The organism is Rhodococcus globerulus NBRC 14531, from assembly GCF_001894805.1.
GTDB classification, from domain to species: Bacteria; Actinomycetota; Actinomycetes; order Mycobacteriales; family Mycobacteriaceae; genus Rhodococcus_F; species Rhodococcus_F globerula.
The window spans coordinates 1-19,836 of record NZ_BCWX01000003.1 but is presented as its reverse complement, the minus strand read 5'-3'; the positions used below and the strand labels follow the sequence as shown (position 1 = coordinate 19,836).

The window sequence follows — 19,836 nt, the reverse complement described above, 5'->3', positions numbered from 1 at the left end:
GGATCGATAATCGGTTCTGGGCACCTGTCGAGCCGACGTACCGAGCCAGGACGCTCGCAATCACCTAGATTTGAAGAGGTGAGCGCACAGGATCTCCCCATCGAACTCCGTCGAGCCCTCTCAGCCGTGGCGCAGACGCCACGGTTGCTGGTTGCCTCCGATTACGACGGGACCATGGCGCCCATCGTCGCGGATCCGGAGAAGGCGTATCCACGCGCGGAATCGGTCCGCGCCCTTCGCTCGCTCGCCAGCCTGGCTTCCACGACAGCGGCCGTCATCTCGGGACGTGCCCTCAAAGACCTCGCCGCGCTCTCCCGACTCCCCGCCGAAGTACAGCTGGTCGGTAGTCACGGCTCCGAATTCGACATCGGATTTGTTCACGCCATCGACGCCGACGCCAAGAAACTGCTCGGCGAGATCAGCACCGAACTGACCCGGATCGCGTCCCGCACTCCCGGTGCGACCGTCGAGAAGAAACCTGCCAGCATCGCTCTACACGTTCGAAACTCCCCCGAAGACGACGCCGAAAAAGCCCTGATCGCGGTGCGAACGGAATCCGCGCTCTGGCCGGGAGTGCAGGTCACGGAAGGCAAGTCCGTCGTAGAACTGGCTGTCATCGCCACCGACAAAGGCCAAGCGCTTGATCTCATCCGGCACCAGGACGGCGCAACCGCTGCCGTGTTCATCGGCGACGACGTCACCGACGAAAAGGCGTTCGCCAGGCTGTCCGGCCCGGACATCGGCGTCAAGGTCGGCCCGGGCGACACCATGGCCGCCTTCCGCGTCGACAGCACCGAGGACGTCGCGGCCGCGTTGGCGTTTCTGCTCGAAGAGCGTCGTACGTGGCTTTCAGGTGCAGACGCGCCGCCCATCGAGCGCCTGTCCATGCTTGCCAGCCCCCGCACGGTTGCCCTCGTGACGCCTGACGCCACCCTGACGTGGTTGTGTCACCCCGAACCCGACTCCGCAGCGGTATTCGCCCACCTGCTCGGCGGGACCGCCGCCGGGCACTTCAGCGTCGGTCCCCGGCGGACTGCGCTGCCGCTGAGCCAGAAGTACCTCGACGGCACCATGACCGTTCAAACTCGGTGGGCCAGCCTGTCTGTCACCGACTACCTCCCCCACGACGTACAACAGGGCCGAACCGACTTCACCCGCATCATCTCCGGTAGAGCCGACGCCGTGGTCTCGTTTGCACCGCGCCCGGAGTTCGGCCAAGCTCAAGTCACCCTCGAGATCGTGGAGGACGGCATCCGCGTCCTGGGCACCAACGAACCGTACGTGCTGCGATCCCCCGGTGTGCAGTGGAATATCGCCACCGACGGCAACCAGCAGACTGCCCATGCAATCGTCACGCCGTCAGCCGGCGATATCGTTCTCGAACTGCGCTGCGGCACAACAGATATGGACCCGTCACCGGCGCCCGAAGCGGATCGCCGCGCCAGGTCGGAAAGTTACTGGTCCGATTGGGCTAAAACCCTTGATCTGCCGAAACTCAAGCCGGACTTGATGAAACGCTCCGCGCTCACACTGCGCGGACTCGTCCACGCCGACTCAGGCTCCATCATGGCAGCGGCAACCACGTCACTTCCCGAAGAGATCGGCGGCGTCCGAAACTGGGACTACCGCTACTGCTGGTTGCGCGACGCCGCGCTCACCGCAACAGCTCTCGTGAGTGTCGGGTCGACGCACGAAGCCGAGGAGTACCTCGACTGGGTCCACCGCGTCCTCGAAACACTGCCGGGCCCCGAGCGTCTACACCCGCTGTACACGCTGAACGGCACGTCACTGCCGCCTGAGGCCGTCATCGACTCCCTGCCCGGATACGCCGGCTCCCGCCCGGTGCGGGTTGGCAACGCTGCCAATCAGCAAGTCCAACTCGACGTCTTCGGCCCCATCGTAGAACTGATCGTCCACCTTGCCGATGCCCGCGAAAAGGCCGGGGCTGCCGAGCCTTTGAGCGATCGCGACTGGGAACTGGTAGGCGCAATGGTCGAAGCCGTGCAACGACGATGGTTCGAACCCGATCACGGCATCTGGGAGATCCGCGACAACCCGCGCCATCACGTCTACTCCAAGGTGATGGGGTGGGTGACCGTCGACCGCGCAGTGAAACTGGCCGACCGCTTCGGCCGAACGGCACTGCCCGAGTGGGCCGAATTGCGCGATCAGATTGCCGACGAGGTGCGCCACAAGGGATGGAAGGACGACGTCCAGTCGTACACCGCCGCATACGACGGTGTAGATCTCGACGCCGCAACCCTGCACATCGGACTGTCCGGGCTGATCGATCCGGAGGACCCGCGATTTGCCGCGACGGTAGTTGCCACCGAAGCCGAATTGCGTAGCGGTTCAACGGTGTACCGCTATCACCACGACGACGGCCTGCCCGGCATCGAGGGTGGATTCCACCTCTGCGCGGCCTGGTTGGTCGAGGCGTACCTGCTGATCGGACAACGCCTGCAAGCAGAGGCGCTGTTCGACCAACTGGTCGCAGCAGCAGGTCCTACCGGCCTGCTCGCGGAAGAGTACGACCCGGTCGCAGAACGGTCACTTGGCAACCATCCCCAGGCTTACAGCCATCTCGGCCTACTACGCTGCGCTCAGCTCTTGGACTTACCCGCTCAGATCTTGGCCTGACCCGACGTACGGCCGACCAGTAGTTCCGTCTCGAGCATCTCGATGATCGGCACACCGGAACCGGACGGTGACATCAGCAGTGCACCCGCGCGCCGGCCCTTCTCCTCCTGAGGCTGGCGCACGGTGGTCAGCGATTCACGAAGCGCCTCGCCCACGCCGTCGAATCCGGTGATCGACAATTGACCAGGCACGTCGATGCCCTGCCAGCGTGCCCAGTCCAAAGCGCCGAGGGCAAGTACGTCGGTGGTGCAGATCAGTGCCGTGATCTTCGGATTGGTCGCGAGCGCCTCCGCTGCCGCGGAGTGCCCGGACTGCGTGGTGTGGACGTACCGCTCGATCACAGTCAGAGAAAACGGATCAATCTGCGCCGTCGACATCGCGTCGCGCACTCCCTCGATCCGCTCACGCTGAACGTGGAAATGCGGCGACTTCAGGCGCTCCTGACTGACGACACCATCCATCCGGTCTCGCCCCAGCCGCATGCAAAGCACACCGATCTCGGTGTGGCCCAGACCGATGAGGTAATCGGCAACCTTGCGCATGGCAGCGCGGTCATCGATGCCCACGAGAGACGCTCCGGGAATCTCGCGCGGCTGATCGCACACCACGATCGGGATGTGACGTTCGAGGACGGCGGCAAGATACGGGTCGTCGTCGGCAACCGAATAGACGACAAAACCGTCGACGCCGGCTTGCTGCACGACCGCGGCGGCATCCACGTCGTCTCGCCCTGGTCCGGCAGGAATCAGGAGCAACCCCTGCCCAGCTTCCTCGCAGGATTCCGAGAGGCCTGCCAGGAAGCTCATGGCAGCCGGGTCACGGAAGCTGTAACTTAGCGCTTCGGTGAGGAGAAGTCCCACGGCACCGGCTTTACGGGTACGTAGGGAACGGGCGACCGGATCGGGTCCGGGATATCCGCGTCGCTTGGCCGCTTGGAGCACTCGATCCCGAAGCTCGACGGAGAGCTGATCGGGTCGGTTGTACGCGTTCGAGACTGTTGTTCTCGACACATTGAGCTCGGCGGCGAGCGACGCCAAAGTGGCTTGACGGCGTGGCTGACGGGACCGGGGCATAGACGGACGTTATCGGTACCCGTCAAAGTCGGCACGACGGGGCTGAACCGAACATGACCTACCAGCGACTATGCGCTAATGTGTAACGGTAACGGTTTCCAATAGCATTTAGCCCACCCTTCGTTCAGGAGAAAATTCGTGCGCTCGTCGTCCAAAATCCGCATCGCCGCCCTCGCCACCATCTCGGTCGCAGCGGCCATGGCACTGACGGCCTGCGGCTCCGAAAAGACCGGGGACGATGGCATCTCCGTCGTCGCCTCCACAAACGTGTGGGGCAACGTTGCGCAGGCCGTCGCAGGTGACGTTCTCACCGTCACCTCCATCATCGACGAGCCGTCCGCGGATCCGCATTCCTTCGAAGCCACCCCGGCTCAGGCTGCCAAGATCACCGACGCCTCCCTTGTCGTCTACAACGGTGGTGGCTACGACCAATTTGTCACCGACATCCTCGACGCAGGCAAGGGCGACCAGAAGACCGTCAACGCGTACGACCTGCTCGACGGTGGAATCCACGCAGGCGAGACCTCGGGAGAATCGCACGACGGTCACACGCACGGCGCCGTCAACGAGCACGTCTGGTTCGACATCCCCACCGTCGACGCAGTGGCCCACTCCGTCGCCGACCAACTCAGTGCACTCGACCCCGACAATGCGTCGACGTACGAGGCAAACGCACAGGCATACAGCCAGAAACTGGCCGGCATCACCGCCGTCACCGATTCGATTGCCGCGGCCCACGGCGGCGAGTCGGTCGCGCAGACCGAACCCATCGCGCACTACCTGTTGGTTGCCGCCGAGCTGAAGGACGCAACCCCCGAGGAATTCACCAGCGCGATCGAAGACGGCAACGATCCGTCACCGGCCGCGATCGCCGCAACGCGCCAATTGCTGTCGGACAAGGCTGCCCGGGCCCTCGTCTACAACACTCAGACGCAGGACAAAGTGACGCAGGACATGCGCTCCACCGCCGAGAAAGCAGGCGTGCCCGTCGTCGAGGTTACGGAGACTCTCCCCGAAGGCCTGGACTACATTCAGTGGCAGACGCAGACCGCGGAGTCGCTAGCCAACGCCCTCTCTGCCCAGTAATTTCTTGCCCACTCAATTCCGAGAAGAACCGATCGGCTTGTGACAGAAACCTCCGCGAATACAACGGCGCCGGCAACAAATGCCGTGCCAGCAGTCGCCCTGAAGGACGCCCGATTGTCCTTCGGCGCCCGCACCCTCTGGGACGGCCTCGACCTCGAGGTTCAGCCCGGCGAGTTCATCGCTGTGCTCGGCCCTAACGGCTCCGGCAAGACCTCACTTCTGAAGATTCTGCTGGGGCAACTACAACTCAGCGGCGGCAGCGCAGAAATCGCCGGAACCCCGGCCCGCGCCGGAAACTCGCACGTCGGGTACATCCCGCAGCAGAAATCCATCGACGACGGACTTCCGCTGCGCGGGCGCGACCTTGTCGGTCTCGGGGTCGACGGACATCAGTGGGGCACCGGCCTGCTTCGGCGGGGGCGGCGACGCGCGATCGTCGACAACGCCATCGCGCAGGTCAGCGCCGAAGCCTTCGCGGACGCCCCCATCGGATCCATGTCCGGCGGTGAGCAACAGCGATTGCGTATTGCGCAGGCACTGGTCGGCGATCCGAAGATTCTGCTGTGCGACGAACCGCTGCTCAGCCTCGACCTCGCCAACCAGCATCTGGTGTCCACGTTGATCGACAAGCGTCGACGCACCCACAACACGGCCGTACTGTTCGTGACCCACGAGATCAATCCGATCCTTCCGCTGGTCGATCGGGTGCTGTATCTCGTCGACGGCAAGTTCCGCATCGGAACGCCGGCCGAGGTGATGACGTCCGAGGTTCTCTCCGATCTGTACAACACCGACGTCGAGGTACTGCAGGTTCGTGGCCGCCTGGTTGTCGTCGGCACCGGCGACGCCATCGACGCTCTCGGCAGCGCGGGCGGCCTGCGTCCGGGCGAAGGCGTCCACCACAGCGATGAGGATCACGCGTGAGCAACAAATTCACCGATGCGATGTCGCGGATGTTCGACGTGTCCGCCACTGTCGACCTTCTGCAGTACGACTTCGTCCAGCAGGCATTGATTGCCGGCGCGATCCTCGGATTGTTGGCCGGCATCATCGGCCCGCTGATCGTGAGCCGGCAGATGTCGTTCTCCGTTCACGGAACCAGTGAACTGTCGCTGACCGGCGCGTCGGCCGCCCTGCTGGTCGGAGTGAGTGTCGGCGCCGGAGCAATTGTGGGTTCGGTGGTCGCGGCAGTTCTCTTCGGACTACTGGGAGCCAAAGCGCGAGACCGCGATTCGGTGATCGGCGTGATCATGGCCTTCGGGCTCGGACTGTCGGTGCTGTTCCTCTGGGCGTACGACGGCCGAACCGGAACCAGCTTCTCGTTGTTGGTCGGTCAGATCGTGGCACCTGGCAACAGCGGACTCGAACTGCTTCTTCTGTGCGCAGTCATCGTGATCGGCACGCTGGGATTCATCTACCGCCCCTTGCTGTTCGCCAGCACCGATCCCGAAGTGGCTGCGGCCCGCGGTGTTCCGGTACGCGCGCTGTCCATCGTCTTTGCGGTTCTTGTCGGCATCACGGCCGCTCTGGGTGTGCAGATCGTGGGCGCGCTGCTGGTGATGTCGTTGCTCATCACGCCCGCCGCGGCGGCCGCGTACGTCACCGCAAGCCCGCTCAAGGCCACCATCTTGTCCGTGGTCTTCGCGGAACTCGCCGCTGTCGGCGGCATCCTGCTCTCCCTCGCACCCGGAGTTCCGGTGTCCAGCTTTGTCACCACGGTGTCGTTTGTCATCTACCTGGTGTGCCGCCTCACCGGTTCTGCGCGACGCAAGAATGCCGGACGGATTCCGGCGCACGCATGACGATCCGCGTCGACCTCAACAGCGACCTCGGCGAGGGATACGGCGCCTGGACGCTCGGTGACGACAACGCCATGCTGACCGTGGTCACCAGCGCCAATATCGCGTGCGGGTTTCACGCCGGTGACCCGACCACACTGTTGGCGACCTGCCGCTCCGCTGTGGCGCAGAACGTACGGATCGGCGCGCAGGTCGGATACAACGATCTTTCGGGATTCGGCCGACGCTTCATCGACGTCTCACCCACCGATCTCGCGGCCGATGTCATTTATCAACTAGGGGCACTCGACGGACTGGCCCGTGTCGCCGGCTCCCGCGTCACGTACGTCAAACCTCACGGCGCGCTCTACAACGCGATAGTGCATCACCGTGAACAAGCGCGCGCCGTTGTCGACGCCGTACGCACCTACGACGCGTCCCTCCCCGTTCTCGGGCTCCCGGGTTCGGTGTTCCTGGCCGAAGCGGAAGCGGCCGGTCTGACAGTTGTGACCGAGGCCTTTGCCGACCGCGCGTACACGCCGGAGGGGACGTTGGTGCCCCGAAACCAGCCAGGGGCAGTACTTCACAACCCTGTTGCCATTGCCGAACGCGTGCGCCGGATAGTGCTCGAGGGCGTCGTAGACGCCATTGACGGCAGCCGCGTGACGGTCCGCGCCGACTCGGTGTGCGTCCACGGTGATACCCCGGCCGCCGTCGACATGGCCACCGAAATCCGGAGACTGCTCACCGCGTCCGACGTAACGATCACGCCCTTCACCTGATTCCTGCGCCCGCACTCCTCGCTGAGGGACAATGGCTTCATGGCATGGCTCGATGTCGTTCGCCCCGGCCCGTTGACCACCGTCCAGGACCATGGACGGGTAGGTTGCGCGGCCAGCGGCGTCGGCCGCTCCGGCGCGGTTGATCTGATCTCCCACGACGCGGCAAACAGGCTGGTAGGAAACGCACCTCATGCCGCCACGCTCGAAATCACGACAGGTGGATTCGCCGCACAGGCCGTCGGGCCGCTGACCGTTGCAGTCACCGGCGCGAGGGCACCGGTGACAGTCAACGCACGTCCCGTTGCCGACTACTCGACCCTCCGACTCGATGGCGACGACCTCCTCGAAATCGGCTACAGCACAACCGGACTGCGCACCTATCTCGCTGTCCGCGGCGGCATCGACGTCCCGGAAACTCTCGGCTCTCGCTCCACCGACACACTCGCCGAACTCGGCCCAGCGCCCGTCCGCGCGGGCGATCACCTGCTCGTCGGAGTTGGCGAAGCCGAGTGGCCGATCGAGGATTTCATCCCACCGCCGGCGCCCACCCCATGCCCCGTTCCGCTCGGCATCACCCTCGGACCGCGCGACGACTGGTTCACACCCGCCTCCGTCCACGCATTGCTGCACCACGCCTGGACCGTCACCGAAGACACCGATCGAGTCGGCGTTCGGCTACGCGGCCCCGGACCGCTGCATCGCTCACGTACGTGCGAATTGCCCAGCGAAGGCGTCGTCTCCGGCTCGGTTCAAGTGCCCCCGAACGGTCACCCCGTGATATTCCTGGCTGATCATCCCGTAACCGGCGGGTATCCGGTGATCGCAGTGGTCACCGACCCCGGAATCGCCACGCTGGCGCAAATGAGACCGGGAAGTTCGGTTACCTTCCGGGCGGCGTAGGCGGCGCTGATAGTCTCAGCCACTGCTGGCGTCGGCGCACGGCCGTCGTGAATAAGCCGAAGGAAACTGACATATGAGTATGAAGAGCAGCACAATCGCTCTGAGCGCAGCCAGTTTGATCACCGCAGCACTTGTTCTCTCGGGATGCAGCAGCTCCGACGACGGCGAGGCTGTCTCGGAGGCCACCTCGGTAGCGACCTCCGCAACTACCTCGGCCGCCGCGGCAACAACGTCGGATGACAGCATCAGCTTCAGCGGCGAACGTGTCACCCTCAACTCCGGCACCGACGCCGACGCACCGGCCATCAGCGTCAGCCTTCCGGACGGATGGTCGCAGACCCAGAAAGTCACCACCGGAAGCGTCACGGACATCCTGTCCAGCAACCAGGCCGATGCAAACGGCTTCATGCCGAACACGACATTGACGGTGGAAAGCCAGGGCACCGCAAGCCCCGACGACGTTCTTGCCGGCGCCCAGGCGTCGCTCGGCATGCTCAACGGATGGACCGAGGTGAACAAGGTCGACCTCGACATCGACGGACAGAAGGCGATCCGCATCGCCGGAACCTGGTCGCCGCCGAACGTTGACGTTCCCCTGTTGGCGGTCATGACCGTCATCGCCTACCAGGCTGACGAATCGTCTCCCGTGTACCTGGTGAGCTTCGCGAATCAGTTCACCGATAAGGAAGACATGGCGCTCTCCGACCAGGTCGAGGAAATCAACACGTCAATCGAATTCGGCTAAGCCCCCCGTGCGCGTTTCTGGTCGTTCCCACTACCGGAAACGCGCACCGGGCCGAAGGCCCTAGCTGCTACGGCGACGACGCGCGATGTCGGCCAACACAACTCCGGCAGCAACCGAAGCGTTGAGCGACTCGACCGGTCCAGCCATGGGGATGGACAGAATCGCGTCACAGTTCTCGCGGACGAGACGTGAGAGTCCCTTGCCCTCCGAACCGACCACGATCACCACTGGACCGCTGCCGTCGAAATCGTCGAGAGTGGTGTCGCCACCGGCGTCGAGGCCCACAACCTGTACACCCTTGGACGCCCAGTCCTTGAGCGTGCGAGTGAGGTTGGTGGCGCGAGCAATCGGCAGACGAGCAGCAGCACCGGCACTGGTACGCCAAGCGACGGCACTGACACTGGCGCTACGACGCTCGGGAATCACGACGCCGTGTCCACCGAAAGCCGCGACCGAGCGCACGACGGCGCCCAGGTTGCGGGGGTCGGTGATGTTGTCCAGCGCGACGAGCAACGGCGGCTCGGCGTGCTTACGCGCCTCGGACAGGAGATCGTCCGGATGTGCGTAACGGTACGGCGGAACCTGCAGCGCGATGCCCTGGTGAAGACCGTTGGCACTCAGGCGATCCAGATCGGTACGCGGTACTTCGAGAATGGAGATTCCGGCATCAGCGGCAAGCTGAACGGATTCCTTCAGGCGGTCGTCGCTCTCGGTGCCGACGGCAACCCACAGCGCCGTCGCCGGAACGCCAGCGCGCAGGCACTCGACCACCGGGTTGCGTCCGAGCACTGTCTCGGGACCGTCGAGAACCTTGCGGCCCGGACCCGGACGGCCACCACGACCCTGCTTCTCGTCGGCCCGTGCGGCGCGCGCTGCACGCTTCGCCGCGGGATGCTTGGTGCGTGCCTCGGCGGGTGGCGTAGCGCCACGCCCTTCGAGACCGCGACGGTGCTTACCGCCGGAACCGGCAACCTGGCCCTTCTTGGTGCCGCCCTTACGGACTGCGCCGCGCCTGCTCGAGTTTCCAGCCATTGTTACTGCCCTGCCTTCAGGGACCATTCGGGTCCGTCGGGAGTATCGGTTACTTCGATACCCGCCTTGATGAGGCGATCACGGACTTCATCCGCCACCGCCCAGTTCTTTTCCGTCCGTGCCTGCTGCCGCCGATCGAGATCGGCGCGCACCAACACGTCCAAAGCTTCCATTGCCGCCTCGGTGTCGCCACCGGACTGCGACCAATGCGCGTCGAGGGGGTCGACGCCCAGGATGGCGAGCATCGCTCGCACCTGACCTGCCGCCACGCGCGCCGCGCCCAGGTCTCCCGCTGCGAGCGCGGTATTGCCCGCACTCGCCTTGCCGTGAATCTCGGCCAACGCGATCGGGACCGACAAGTCGTTGTCGAGCGCTTCCGCGAAACCTTCTGTCCACGTTCCGAGTTCGACGCCACCTGCGCGCTTGTGCGTACGCAGGACAAACGCCTCGAGTCCTTGGTACGACTTGGCGCTCTCTTCGAGGGCTTCGTCCGAGTACTCGAGATTCGAACGGTAGTGAGCACTACCGAGGTAGTACCTAAGTTCTTGCGGGCGAACCTTTTTCAAGACATTCGGCACCGACAGCACATTGCCGAGCGACTTGGACATCTTCTCGCCACTCATCGTGACCCAGCCGTTGTGCAGCCAGTACTGAGCAAAATCGTCGCCGACGCATTTTGCCTGGGCAATCTCGTTCTCGTGATGAGGGAAGACCAAATCCCTTCCACCGCAGTGAATATCGAATGCGGCGCCGAGATAGAACTCCGCCATGGCCGAGCATTCGAGATGCCAACCGGGACGGCCGGGTCCCCACGGAGTCGGCCACGAGGGTTCGCCAGGCTTGGCCGTCTTCCACAGCGTGAAGTCACGCGGGTCACGCTTGCCCTCGGCAGCACTCTCACCCTGATGGACGTCGTCGAGCTTGTGCCCGGAGAGTGCGCCGTATTCGGGGTAGCTCTGCACGTCGAAGTAGACGTCACCGCCCGCGGCGTACGCATGACCGTTCGCGATGAGACGCTCCATCATCGTGACCATCTGCGTGACGTGACCGGTGGCCCGCGGTTCGATCGACGGCGGCAATACACCCAACTGGTCGTACGCCCACGTGAAGGAACGCTCGAACGTCGTGGCCCACTCCCACCAGGGACGGCCGGCGTCGGCAGCCTTGTTCAATATCTTGTCGTCGATATCCGTCACATTGCGCACGAATGCAACGTCGTTGTCGTGCGCCAGCAACCACCGGCGCAGCACGTCGAATGCGACGCCGCTACGCACGTGTCCGATGTGAGGATCACCCTGGACTGTCGCCCCACACAGGTACACCGATGCATGTCCGGGGACCAACGGAACAAAATCCCGCAGGGCCCGCGTACCGGTGTCGTATAGGCGCAGGGTCACGACCAGCGATCTTACCTGTCGTTGCCGGTTGTCATGACCAACGCGGTGGCCATGGCGGCGATCCCCTCGCCGCGCCCGGTCAAACCGAGTCCATCGGTGGTGGTGGCGGAGACCGAAACCGGGGCACCGAGAACCTCGGAGAGGACCCGCTGCGCCTCGTCGCGACGCGGACCGATCTTGGGGCGATTCCCGATGACCTGAACTGCGGCATTGCCCACCGTGAACTGGTTTTCCTCGAGCAACCGCCGAACCTCGGCGAGCATCCGGACGCCACTCACTCCGTCCCATTCCGGCCTCCCGGTACCGAAGACGGATCCGAGGTCGCCCAATCCCGCCGCGGAGAGAAGAGCGTCACACAACGCGTGAACGGCAACATCGCCGTCGGAATGCCCGGAGCAGCCGTCAGCATCCTCGAATAACAAACCGGCCATCCAACACGGCCGTCCTACCTCGATGGGATGAACATCCGTCCCCAGACCGACTCGCATCTAATTTCCGTCCTTACGAATCCGCATCCAGAAGTGCTCGGGCAAGTACCAGGTCGAGTGGCGTCGTGATCTTGAAGGCATGAGCTTCACCGGCAATGGTTTGTACGGAAACGCCGAGTCGCTCGACCAACGACGCGTCGTCCGTTGCCGCCAGATCACCGGCATCGTAGGCCTGGCGCAGTACCTGCGTGGAAAAGCCCTGGGGAGTTTGTACCGCACGAAGTTCGCTGCGAAGCGGAGTACCGGTAACCATGCCGAGAACATCGACGGACTTGATGGTGTCCGTGACCGGCAGCACGGGAATGACCGCAGCGCTGCCCGCCTTCAGTTCTGCGACAACCCGCGCAATCATCGCCGGCGGAGTCAAAGCTCGCGCAGCATCGTGCACGAGTACGAACTCTGCGTCTCCGGCCGCCTCGAGCCCGGCCCGCACGGAATCCGTGCGCTCTGCTCCACCGGCAACCACGTCGACGTCGTCACTACGCCCGAGATCAGCCTTGACTGATCCGAGAAGTTCAGGCGGAACAATCACAACAACGCGGTCGACCGCTCCGGATTTCCGGAGCCCGTCAACCGCGCGTGCAAGCATGGTGCGCCCACCGAGTTCGACGAATGCCTTGGGTATTTGCTCACCCAAGCGCAATCCCCGACCTGCGGCAGGAACCAGTGCGACTACCGACACTGTCAGCTTTGTTGTGGTGTTGGTTCAGGACGCGGTCGCGAGGACCTCGTCGAGAATGATCTCAGCCTTTTCGTTGTCAGTGCCCTCGGCGAGCGCGAGCTCCCCGACGAGAATCTGACGAGCCTTGGCAAGCATGCGCTTCTCACCAGCAGAAAGCCCACGATCCTGCTCACGACGCCACAAGTCACGAACAACCTCGGCGACCTTGTTCACGTCACCTGAAGCAAGCTTCTCGAGGTTCGCCTTGTATCGACGAGACCAGTTGGTGGGCTCTTCGGTGTGCGGTGCACGCAGAACCTGGAAAACCTTGTCGAGGCCTTCCTGGCCGACGACGTCGCGAACTCCGACGTATTCTGCGTTGTCTGCGGGAACTCGAACTGTCAGATCGCCTTGAGCAACCTTCAGAACGAGATATTCCCTCTGCTCACCCTTGATGGTGCGGGTTTCGATAGCTTCGATCAGCGCCGCACCGTGATGGGGGTATACGACGGTGTCTCCGACCTTGAAAATCATGTGTCCCGTGCCCCTTTCGATTCCACTAGTTTAACACGTCGAAGAACCAGCCATGCATCAACGGCGCAGGTCAGGGGCATCCTTGCTCGAGCGTAGGGGTTGACAGTGCCTGTTGGACGTGCATTCAACCAGCGTCGACGGCCTGTTCACGGTGGCGTGAAAGCCCACGCGGACAACCGTTGTGGCTACCCAGCGACCGGCCCGCGAGAGCTGACTACTACTCTGCCTAGTGGAGTGCGAACCTGACGCCCTGGAGGACAAACCGTGACTGCTATCCGCAAGCCGACTCGCCGAGTCGCTACCGCCATTGCACTGGCTGCAGGCGCAGCCATCGCGCTGTCCGCATGCGGCTCGGGACAGGTGAGCCAGACTGCCGTCCAGCAGGCCGCCGTGAACGGCAACAGTGCCACCGTTGGTGACATCGCCCTGCGCAACGTGCATATTGCTTACCCCTCGTCCGAGGAATACAGCATCGAACCCGGCGGAAAGGCCGTGCTGGCCTTCACGATCGTGAACGAGAGCACGGAGACGACCGACAAGCTGGTGAGCATCACCACTGACTACGCTGCAAGCGTTGTCGCCGGTGAAGAGGTCGCCGGATTGGTGCTCAAGCCGCAGACATCCCTGCAGGCCGGAGAGCTTCCCGCGGGCGAGTCCGCCGAGGCCGAAGCCGAGAAGCAGATCGAGAACAAGGACCAGAACACAGACGCTCCCGCAGCGCTCGTGCTCGTGGTCCTCGAAGACATCAAGGCCGGCGTTCGCCCGGGCCTGACCATCCCGATCACCTTCACCTTCGAGAAGGCCGGCCCCGTCACGGTTCAGGTTCCTGTCGATGCGGGCCCACAACTCGAGCGTGACGTATCCGAGAAGTCACCGGTCGAGGGCTCAGGACACTGAGCTTGTAAACCTCAGGCGGACACTGCGTTTCGCCAAGGTCACGAATTGCCACACTAGAGGCGGGGTCCATGTCGGACCTCGCCTCTAGTCTGTTCCGGTGGCCAAAGCGAAATCGAACTACCGGTGCTCCGAATGCAAATCCGTCGTGCCCAAATGGGTCGGCCGCTGCCCCGAGTGCGACACGTGGGGCTCCATGTCCGAAGTGTCCGTCGTCGCTCCGGTCGCCAGTCGCGCGGGGGCATCGCTCGCCAAGGCCGGATCGGCCGCTGTCCTGCCCACCACACCCGCCACTCCGCTCACCCAGATCGACAGCCAGAGCACCAAGGCCAAGCCCACCGGGATCGGTGAACTCGATCGAGTTCTCGGCGGTGGTGTTGTTCCCGGGTCGGTCGTCCTGCTCGCCGGGGAACCTGGCGTCGGCAAATCCACGCTGCTGCTCGAGGTCGTCTACCGGTGGGCGATGCGGAGTCCGCAAGACCGCGCGCTGTACGTCACCGGAGAGGAGTCGGCCGGGCAGGTCAGGCTCCGGGCCGATCGCACCAATTCCGTCCACGAACGGATGTATCTGGCCGCGGAAAATGATCTCGCGACCATCCTCGGCCACGTCGAGCAGGTCAAACCCACCCTGGTGATCGTCGACTCCGTGCAGACCATGCTCGCGGCCGACGTCGACGGCGTTGTCGGTGGCGTCACACAGGTCAAAGCGGTCACCAGCGCGCTCACGTCGTTGGCGAAGTCCAGCGGAATCCCCGTACTCCTTATCGGCCACGTCACCAAGGACGGAGCCGTAGCCGGCCCACGGTCGCTCGAGCATCTCGTCGACGTTGTCCTACATTTCGAAGGAGACAAACACTCCACGCTTCGCATGGTCCGCGGCGTGAAGAACCGATTCGGAGCAGCCGACGAGGTGGGTTGTTTCGAACTCACCGAACAAGGCATCAACGAAATCAGCGATCCGTCCGGATTGTTCCTCCACCATCGGGAAGAGATGGTGGAGGGCACTGCTGTCACCGTGATGATGGACGGCAAACGCCCGCTGCTCGGCGAAGTACAGGCATTAGTGGCGCCTACCCCACTCCCCACTCCCCGCCGCGCTGTGAGCGGCCTGGACACCGCGCGCGTCGCCATGGTTCTGGCGGTACTCGAGCGACGCGCCGGAGTGTCGATCGCCAAAGCCGACGTCTACGCGGCAACGGTGGGCGGCATGCGAATGACGGAACCGGGTGCCGATTTGGCCCTCGCCATCGCCGTGACGTCCGCGGTGAAGGGAAAGCCAGTTCCCAAGGGAATGGTGATCCTCGGCGAGGTCGGACTCGCCGGTGAGGTTCGCCGAGTTGCCGGCGTCAACCGACGACTGATCGAAGCTGCCCGATTGGGATTCACGAGCGCAATAGTGCCGGTCGACTCGGGGCCGAACATTCCCGGCATGCGAGTCAACGAAGTGACGAACATCGCCGAAGCATTGACCTACGCCGGTTTGCTCGGTGGCAAGCAGGGCGCGCCTCGACCCAAGCTCACCCCCGTCAAATGACGGAGGTGCTCAGCACAGGGCAATCAGACGGACGAGGTCCCGAACGGCGACGTCGGAACGCCGTCGACAAATTCCTGGGTTTGTGCAAAATGCTCGGGTGTGATGGTCAGGAACAGTCCGCGCGACGTTCCGACAATGACGTCCGGATCAGCGGCTGGGCCTTCGACGATGACAGCTTCTGCGCTGGTGTAGACCTTGCGGCGAACGGTGCCCTCGACGCGAGCCCGAAACTCGAGAACCGAACCAAGCGGAATCGGCCGAGCAAAGTCGATCTCGAGGTGGCCGGTCACCACCGGAGTGCCGAGGACCATGCATGCCACGCCCTGCACCTCGTCGAAAGCGGTGGACAGAATTCCGCCGTGAATGACTCCGGGTCCACCCTGGTACTTCTTCGCGACTTCGAGGCGTCCGGTCACTTCGAGGCCCTCGCCCGCCTTGAAACTCATCGCCATCCCGGCCGGCTGATCGTCGCCGCAACCGAAGCACTTCGACCAGTGCTGAGGCAACTTCTCACCCGCCGCCGGGAAGAATTCGACGGGCACAGGCACGGTCAGGTCGTCAGGCAAAGTCCAGGTGCTACTCACGGATAGGTAATCTAATCGAAGGATCTGCCAGTACCAGCTATCGGACCCGGACTTAGTGACATCGACCTCAGCAGGGAGTTTCTCAATGATCAGTGCGATGGCGGATCCCCAGTCGTCGCCGGCGTTGAGAGAAACCATCGCCAGATTGGCCCCCGGAACCGCGCTGCGCGACGGCCTCGAACGCATTCTTCGAGGTCGCACCGGCGCCCTGATCGTCCTCGGTTACGACGACGAGATCGAAGCGCTCTGCGACGGTGGTTTCAACCTCGACGTCGAGTTCGCGCCCACCCGCCTTCGGGAACTCTCGAAGATGGACGGTGCCGTGGTGCTGTCCACGGACGGCTCGCACATCGTCCGCGCAAATGTTCAACTCGTTCCGGACCACAAAATCCCGACCGTCGAATCCGGCACTCGGCACCGGGCAGCGGAACGCACGGCAATCCAGACCGGATACCCGGTCGTGTCGGTAAGCCAGTCGATGTCGATCGTGAGCGTCTACGTCGGCGGCATCAGACACGTCATCGAAGGTTCCGCCACGATCCTTTCCCGGGCAAATCAAGCCGTTGCGACACTCGAGCGATACAAGGCACGCCTCGACGAGGTCACCAGATCGCTGTCCGTCGTCGAGATCGAGGACTTCGTAACTCTGCGCGACGCATTGACGGTGGTGCAGAGACTCGAGATGGTTCGACGCGTATCGCTCGAAATCGAACAGGACGTCCTCGAACTCGGCACCGACGGTCGCCAGCTCGCCCTTCAGCTCGAAGAACTGGTCGGCGACAACGACATTGCGCGTCAGCTCATCGTTCGCGACTACCTTGCCGGCCCCGAGCCGGTCGGAACCGCCGCGATGGACAATGTGCTCGCTGCCCTGGACCGTGTCACCGATGCCGATCTCCTCGACCTGACAACACTCGCCCGAGTGCTCGGCTACCCGGGCACGATCGAAGCCCTCGATACCCCGATGACACCCCGCGGATACCGGGTTCTCATGCGGGTACCGCGGCTTCAGTTCCATCAGATCCACCGATTGGTCGGATCATTCGGCACCTTGCAAGCTCTGTTGGCTGCTACTGCGGCCGACCTTCAATCAGTCGAAGGTATCGGTGGGCTGTGGGCCCGTCACATCCGCGAAGGTCTGTCACGGCTCGCCGAATCTTCGATCACCGGTTCGTTCAACTAGGCGATATTGAACGGCTCCGCGCCGCTACTAGGCGATATTGAACGGCTCCGCGCCACTACGTAGTGCACCGAGCTGGCCGACCACGGTGTACGCGCCGGGACCCACGGGATTGCGCTGCGGATTCTGCGAAGTGGCGCAGTCCGGAGTCGACGTCGTGGCGGACCAGGCAACCTTGAAGGCGGCCTGCTCACCCGGTTCGAGGTTGCGCACATCCGGAGCAGGCTGCGGGTAGCAGTCGACGTTGGACCACAGTCGGTTCTTACCGTCGATGCTGTAGACAAGCACCTGCTGGAGTCCACCGGCCAGGTCGCGATCACACGCGGCGGAACCGATGTTCGTGATGACAATCGTGAAGGTCGGTTCCTCACCACCGGCGAAGGTCGGCTTGTCTGCGGTTGCCTTGACTGCGAGGGACGAGTCGGCGCACTGCCCGGCAGGCACCGGAACCGCACTGGTCGCCGAGGTTGTCGAACTCGCAGCAGCGGACGTCGCAGAACCATTCGAACCGGAATCACCACTGCCGCCGCCACCGTTGCCGCCGGAGCTGTTGCTTCCTGACGGGTTCGGCGTGAACGACACCTCCGACGTCAGTGAGGAAGTCACGGCCGCGGCATCTGCCTCGGCAGGATCGTCTCCCCCACCGACCAGTGCCGAAATCGCCCAGATCAGCAACACCAGGGCGATAACGGCAGCACCGATGGCCAGAGCCCGGCGACGCCAGTAGATCTGAGGGGGCAGTGGTCCATTCGGTTCCAACACGGTCTCAACGGTAGTTGGCGAAAGGCTCACAAACGGTCAGCTGAGACGGCGTGTCGGCACCGTGTGACGAAGGACTGCGGGGATTATCCCGGCCTACTCGCCGATTTCACCTACTACGCCCTGCAGGCGCATGTGTCCGTCGGACAGCGTGTAGGTGACACCTGCGATCGCGCACTCTCCCTTGGCCACCTTGTCGGCAATGATTCGTGACCGCTGCATGATGAGCGAGCCCGTCTCGACAACGTGCCGGCCCTCGAGTTCGTCGACAGTCTTCAGGCCTTCGTTGCGTCCCATGAGAATGGACGGCGCAACGCGTTCGATCACACTGCGAATGAAACCGTCTGGCACTGCGCCCTTGTCGAGAGCGTCGAGCGTGGCTTTGACGGCGCCACAGCCGTCGTGCCCGAGCACAACGATGAGAGGCACGTTGAGAACATGGACGGCGTACTCGATGGAACCGAGAACGGAATCGTCGAGCACGTGACCTGCAGTGCGGACGACGAACATGTCACCCAACCCCTGATCGAAGATGATCTCGGCGGCAACACGTGAATCACCACAACCGAACAGCACGGCGGTGGGGTGCTGTTCGTTGACCAGCTTCGCGCGATCCGCGATTCCCTGGCTGGGATGGATGGACTCGCCGCCCACAAATCGCTCGTTTCCCTCACGGAGGGACTTCCAGGCGGACTTAGGACTTGAATTCGGCATTTCAATATTGTGCACCCGCCGCGATATTCCGACACATCGGGAAGGGCCTGGTCGCGGAAACCAACCGCCTTGTCCGTAGTCCGGCGCACGAAGGAGCATGGACCTCCGCAGCGTACGATCCCCCCAGGCCTTATCGAACGATAGCTAATGGAGAAGTCATGGTCACGAAGAATTCGGCGAAAACCGCCACCACCGAGGCCAGTTGGCGACTGATCGAGCCACTCGAACTGAGCCCCATCCTCCAAGCTGCCCTCGAAGGATTCTACGACAACGGCTTCCACGGCACCTCAGTGCGAGACATCGCGCGTCGCGTCGGTGTCACGATTCCTGCGCTGTACTACCACCATCAGAGCAAGGAAGGGATTCTCCTCGCGCTCTTGGAGATCTCGACCGGCGACGTGCTCGCGCGTGCACACACCGCATCGGCCGACGGCGGTGACGACCCGTGCGAACAGCTCACGAATGTCGTCGAAGCAATCGTGCTGCGCATGACAACCCGATCGCGCCTGGCGGCCCTCGAAGGTGAGGTGCGGTACCTCAGCCCCGAGAACCGCCAGCGATACCGCGTTGTCCGCAAGGGTATCGAGAAACTCGCCCTCGGCATCGTCAGCGATGGCGTCGAACGAGGAGTGTTCTCTGTCGCCGATACAGCCGAGACCACTCGCGCACTACTCGCCATGTGTCAGTCCATTCCGCGGTGGTACCACGCGGAAGGCGAACTCAGCCCGGAGGAAGTCGCCAAGAAATACGCAGAGATCGCCCTGAACACGGTGGGATACAAGCCTCGCCGCAAGCGGACTCGCTAGTTCTCACAGTGCTGCGTACTGCGCTCGAAGTTCGCGCTTGAGTATCTTTCCGGTAGCGCCAAGTGGAAGTTCAGCAACGACGTCGATCGATTTCGGGCACTTGTATCCGGCGAGACGTGCTCGCGTGAATGCGAGTATCGCGGTGGCATCGAGTTCGTGATCTGCAGCAGCGACCACCACCGCCTTGACTGCCTCACCCCAGACCGGATCCTCCACTCCGACAACGGCAACCTGGGCATATTCAACCGG

21 protein-coding genes are annotated in these 19,836 nt (G+C 63.5%); 11 read left to right on the top strand and 10 right to left on the bottom strand.

All coding sequences use genetic code 11. The features are described from left to right. Positions 1-78: 78 nt before the first annotated feature. The gene (otsB, locus tag RG2_RS15295) at positions 79-2,640 is read left to right on the top strand and encodes a trehalose-phosphatase (protein ID WP_033232539.1); all 2,562 of its coding nucleotides are present in this window, start codon (positions 79-81) and stop codon (positions 2,638-2,640) included. Here otsB and RG2_RS15290 read toward each other — a convergent pair. Beyond that, the gene (locus tag RG2_RS15290) at positions 2,625-3,713 is read right to left on the bottom strand and encodes a LacI family DNA-binding transcriptional regulator (protein ID WP_033232541.1); all 1,089 of its coding nucleotides are present in this window, start codon (positions 3,711-3,713) and stop codon (positions 2,625-2,627) included. The genes otsB and RG2_RS15290 overlap by 16 nt on opposite strands. A 138-nt stretch (positions 3,714-3,851) precedes the next feature. Between RG2_RS15290 and RG2_RS15285 the strand changes: the two genes are divergently transcribed. The 6 genes from RG2_RS15285 to RG2_RS15260 all read left to right on the top strand — a co-directional run bounded on the left by RG2_RS15285 (position 3,852) and on the right by RG2_RS15260 (position 9,004). After that, complete coding sequence (locus RG2_RS15285) at positions 3,852-4,799, top strand: metal ABC transporter solute-binding protein, Zn/Mn family (protein ID WP_033232543.1); 948 nt, start codon at positions 3,852-3,854, stop codon at positions 4,797-4,799. A gap of 39 nt (positions 4,800-4,838) precedes the next feature. Continuing rightward, complete coding sequence (locus tag RG2_RS15280) at positions 4,839-5,723, top strand: metal ABC transporter ATP-binding protein (RefSeq protein WP_045068409.1); 885 nt, start codon at positions 4,839-4,841, stop codon at positions 5,721-5,723. After that, the gene (locus RG2_RS15275; protein ID WP_033232545.1) at positions 5,720-6,601 is read left to right on the top strand and encodes a metal ABC transporter permease; all 882 of its coding nucleotides are present in this window, start codon (positions 5,720-5,722) and stop codon (positions 6,599-6,601) included. The genes RG2_RS15280 and RG2_RS15275 overlap by 4 nt, the downstream gene beginning before the upstream one ends. After that, the gene (locus RG2_RS15270; protein WP_033232547.1) at positions 6,598-7,359 is read left to right on the top strand and encodes a LamB/YcsF family protein; all 762 of its coding nucleotides are present in this window, start codon (positions 6,598-6,600) and stop codon (positions 7,357-7,359) included. Before RG2_RS15275 ends, RG2_RS15270 begins: the two co-directional genes overlap by 4 nt. Positions 7,360-7,398: 39 nt before the next feature. Then, positions 7,399-8,259 carry a 5-oxoprolinase subunit C family protein gene (locus tag RG2_RS15265; protein ID WP_033232549.1) on the top strand — a complete coding sequence of 287 codons (861 nt, stop codon included), beginning with the start codon at positions 7,399-7,401 and terminating at the stop codon, positions 8,257-8,259. 73 nt (positions 8,260-8,332) lie between these two features. Next, positions 8,333-9,004 carry an LpqN/LpqT family lipoprotein gene (locus RG2_RS15260; RefSeq protein WP_033232551.1) on the top strand — a complete coding sequence of 224 codons (672 nt, stop codon included), beginning with the start codon at positions 8,333-8,335 and terminating at the stop codon, positions 9,002-9,004. A 60-nt stretch (positions 9,005-9,064) separates the two neighbouring features. Here RG2_RS15260 and rlmB read toward each other — a convergent pair whose 3' ends face one another. Genes rlmB through RG2_RS15235 form a run of 5 tightly spaced genes read right to left on the bottom strand, consistent with a single transcriptional unit; the run spans position 9,065 to position 13,116 of the window. Beyond that, on the bottom strand, positions 9,065-10,036 hold the full coding sequence (gene rlmB / locus RG2_RS15255; protein ID WP_033232555.1) for a 23S rRNA (guanosine(2251)-2'-O)-methyltransferase RlmB: 972 nt from the start codon (positions 10,034-10,036) through the stop codon (positions 9,065-9,067). A 2-nt stretch (positions 10,037-10,038) separates the two neighbouring features. Beyond that, positions 10,039-11,433 (bottom strand): cysteine--tRNA ligase, encoded by a 1,395-nt coding sequence (gene cysS, locus RG2_RS15250; RefSeq protein ID WP_033232556.1) that lies wholly within the window; start codon positions 11,431-11,433, stop codon positions 10,039-10,041. An 11-nt stretch (positions 11,434-11,444) separates the two neighbouring features. Beyond that, positions 11,445-11,921: a 2-C-methyl-D-erythritol 2,4-cyclodiphosphate synthase gene (gene ispF / locus RG2_RS15245; RefSeq protein ID WP_033232559.1), complete on the bottom strand. Its 477-nt coding sequence runs from the start codon at positions 11,919-11,921 to the stop codon at positions 11,445-11,447. 13 nt (positions 11,922-11,934) lie between these two features. Then, positions 11,935-12,603, bottom strand: coding sequence for a 2-C-methyl-D-erythritol 4-phosphate cytidylyltransferase (gene ispD / locus RG2_RS15240; protein WP_033232560.1), 669 nt, complete (start codon positions 12,601-12,603; stop codon positions 11,935-11,937). A gap of 24 nt (positions 12,604-12,627) precedes the next feature. Continuing rightward, on the bottom strand, positions 12,628-13,116 hold the full coding sequence (locus tag RG2_RS15235; RefSeq protein ID WP_033232561.1) for a CarD family transcriptional regulator: 489 nt from the start codon (positions 13,114-13,116) through the stop codon (positions 12,628-12,630). Positions 13,117-13,380: 264 nt separating this feature from the next. Here RG2_RS15235 and RG2_RS15230 point away from each other — a divergent pair, with 264 nt between their 5' ends. Together RG2_RS15230 and radA are read left to right on the top strand one after the other, a co-directional pair. After that, positions 13,381-14,013 (top strand): copper chaperone PCu(A)C domain-containing protein, encoded by a 633-nt coding sequence (locus RG2_RS15230; protein ID WP_033232562.1) that lies wholly within the window; start codon positions 13,381-13,383, stop codon positions 14,011-14,013. Between the two features lie 97 nt (positions 14,014-14,110). Then, on the top strand, positions 14,111-15,544 hold the full coding sequence (gene radA / locus RG2_RS15225; RefSeq protein WP_033232563.1) for a DNA repair protein RadA: 1,434 nt from the start codon (positions 14,111-14,113) through the stop codon (positions 15,542-15,544). A gap of 23 nt (positions 15,545-15,567) precedes the next feature. Here the strand turns inward: radA and RG2_RS15220 are convergent, their stop codons facing one another. Next, the gene (locus tag RG2_RS15220) at positions 15,568-16,128 is read right to left on the bottom strand and encodes a PaaI family thioesterase (RefSeq protein ID WP_033232699.1); all 561 of its coding nucleotides are present in this window, start codon (positions 16,126-16,128) and stop codon (positions 15,568-15,570) included. Positions 16,129-16,225: 97 nt separating this feature from the next. Here RG2_RS15220 and disA point away from each other — a divergent pair, with 97 nt between their 5' ends. Continuing rightward, the gene (disA, locus tag RG2_RS15215) at positions 16,226-17,311 is read left to right on the top strand and encodes a DNA integrity scanning diadenylate cyclase DisA (protein ID WP_033232701.1); all 1,086 of its coding nucleotides are present in this window, start codon (positions 16,226-16,228) and stop codon (positions 17,309-17,311) included. Positions 17,312-17,338: 27 nt separating this feature from the next. Here the strand turns inward: disA and RG2_RS15210 are convergent, their stop codons facing one another. Further along, positions 17,339-18,070: a DUF4232 domain-containing protein gene (locus tag RG2_RS15210; protein WP_033232568.1), complete on the bottom strand. Its 732-nt coding sequence runs from the start codon at positions 18,068-18,070 to the stop codon at positions 17,339-17,341. A gap of 93 nt (positions 18,071-18,163) precedes the next feature. Next, positions 18,164-18,781: a carbonic anhydrase gene (locus RG2_RS15205; RefSeq protein ID WP_033232570.1), complete on the bottom strand. Its 618-nt coding sequence runs from the start codon at positions 18,779-18,781 to the stop codon at positions 18,164-18,166. 158 nt (positions 18,782-18,939) lie between these two features. On the opposite strand from RG2_RS15205, the gene RG2_RS15200 reads away from it, so the two are divergent. Beyond that, positions 18,940-19,587 carry a TetR/AcrR family transcriptional regulator gene (locus RG2_RS15200; protein ID WP_033232572.1) on the top strand — a complete coding sequence of 216 codons (648 nt, stop codon included), beginning with the start codon at positions 18,940-18,942 and terminating at the stop codon, positions 19,585-19,587. Between the two features lie 3 nt (positions 19,588-19,590). Here the strand turns inward: RG2_RS15200 and RG2_RS15195 are convergent. Further along, positions 19,591-19,836: AMP-binding enzyme (locus RG2_RS15195; RefSeq protein ID WP_443096519.1), on the bottom strand; the 246-nt coding region annotated here is incomplete at its 5' end.

What these genes read in the sequence shown, in the direction of transcription:
- RG2_RS15290 (WP_033232541.1), bottom strand. Translation starts at nt 3,713, where the DNA reads ATGCCCCGGTCCCGTCAGCCACGCCGTCAAGCCACTTTGGCGTCGCTC.
- RG2_RS15270 (WP_033232547.1), top strand. Translation starts at nt 6,598, where the DNA reads ATGACGATCCGCGTCGACCTCAACAGCGACCTCGGCGAGGGATACGGC.
- RG2_RS15265 (WP_033232549.1), top strand. Translation starts at nt 7,399, where the DNA reads ATGGCATGGCTCGATGTCGTTCGCCCCGGCCCGTTGACCACCGTCCAG.
- RG2_RS15260 (WP_033232551.1), top strand. Translation starts at nt 8,333, where the DNA reads ATGAGTATGAAGAGCAGCACAATCGCTCTGAGCGCAGCCAGTTTGATC.
- rlmB (WP_033232555.1), bottom strand. Translation starts at nt 10,036, where the DNA reads ATGGCTGGAAACTCGAGCAGGCGCGGCGCAGTCCGTAAGGGCGGCACC.
- ispF (WP_033232559.1), bottom strand. Translation starts at nt 11,921, where the DNA reads ATGCGAGTCGGTCTGGGGACGGATGTTCATCCCATCGAGGTAGGACGG.
- RG2_RS15235 (WP_033232561.1), bottom strand. Translation starts at nt 13,116, where the DNA reads ATGATTTTCAAGGTCGGAGACACCGTCGTATACCCCCATCACGGTGCG.
- disA (WP_033232701.1), top strand. Translation starts at nt 16,226, where the DNA reads ATGGCGGATCCCCAGTCGTCGCCGGCGTTGAGAGAAACCATCGCCAGA.
- RG2_RS15205 (WP_033232570.1), bottom strand. Translation starts at nt 18,781, where the DNA reads ATGCCGAATTCAAGTCCTAAGTCCGCCTGGAAGTCCCTCCGTGAGGGA.
- RG2_RS15200 (WP_033232572.1), top strand. Translation starts at nt 18,940, where the DNA reads ATGGTCACGAAGAATTCGGCGAAAACCGCCACCACCGAGGCCAGTTGG.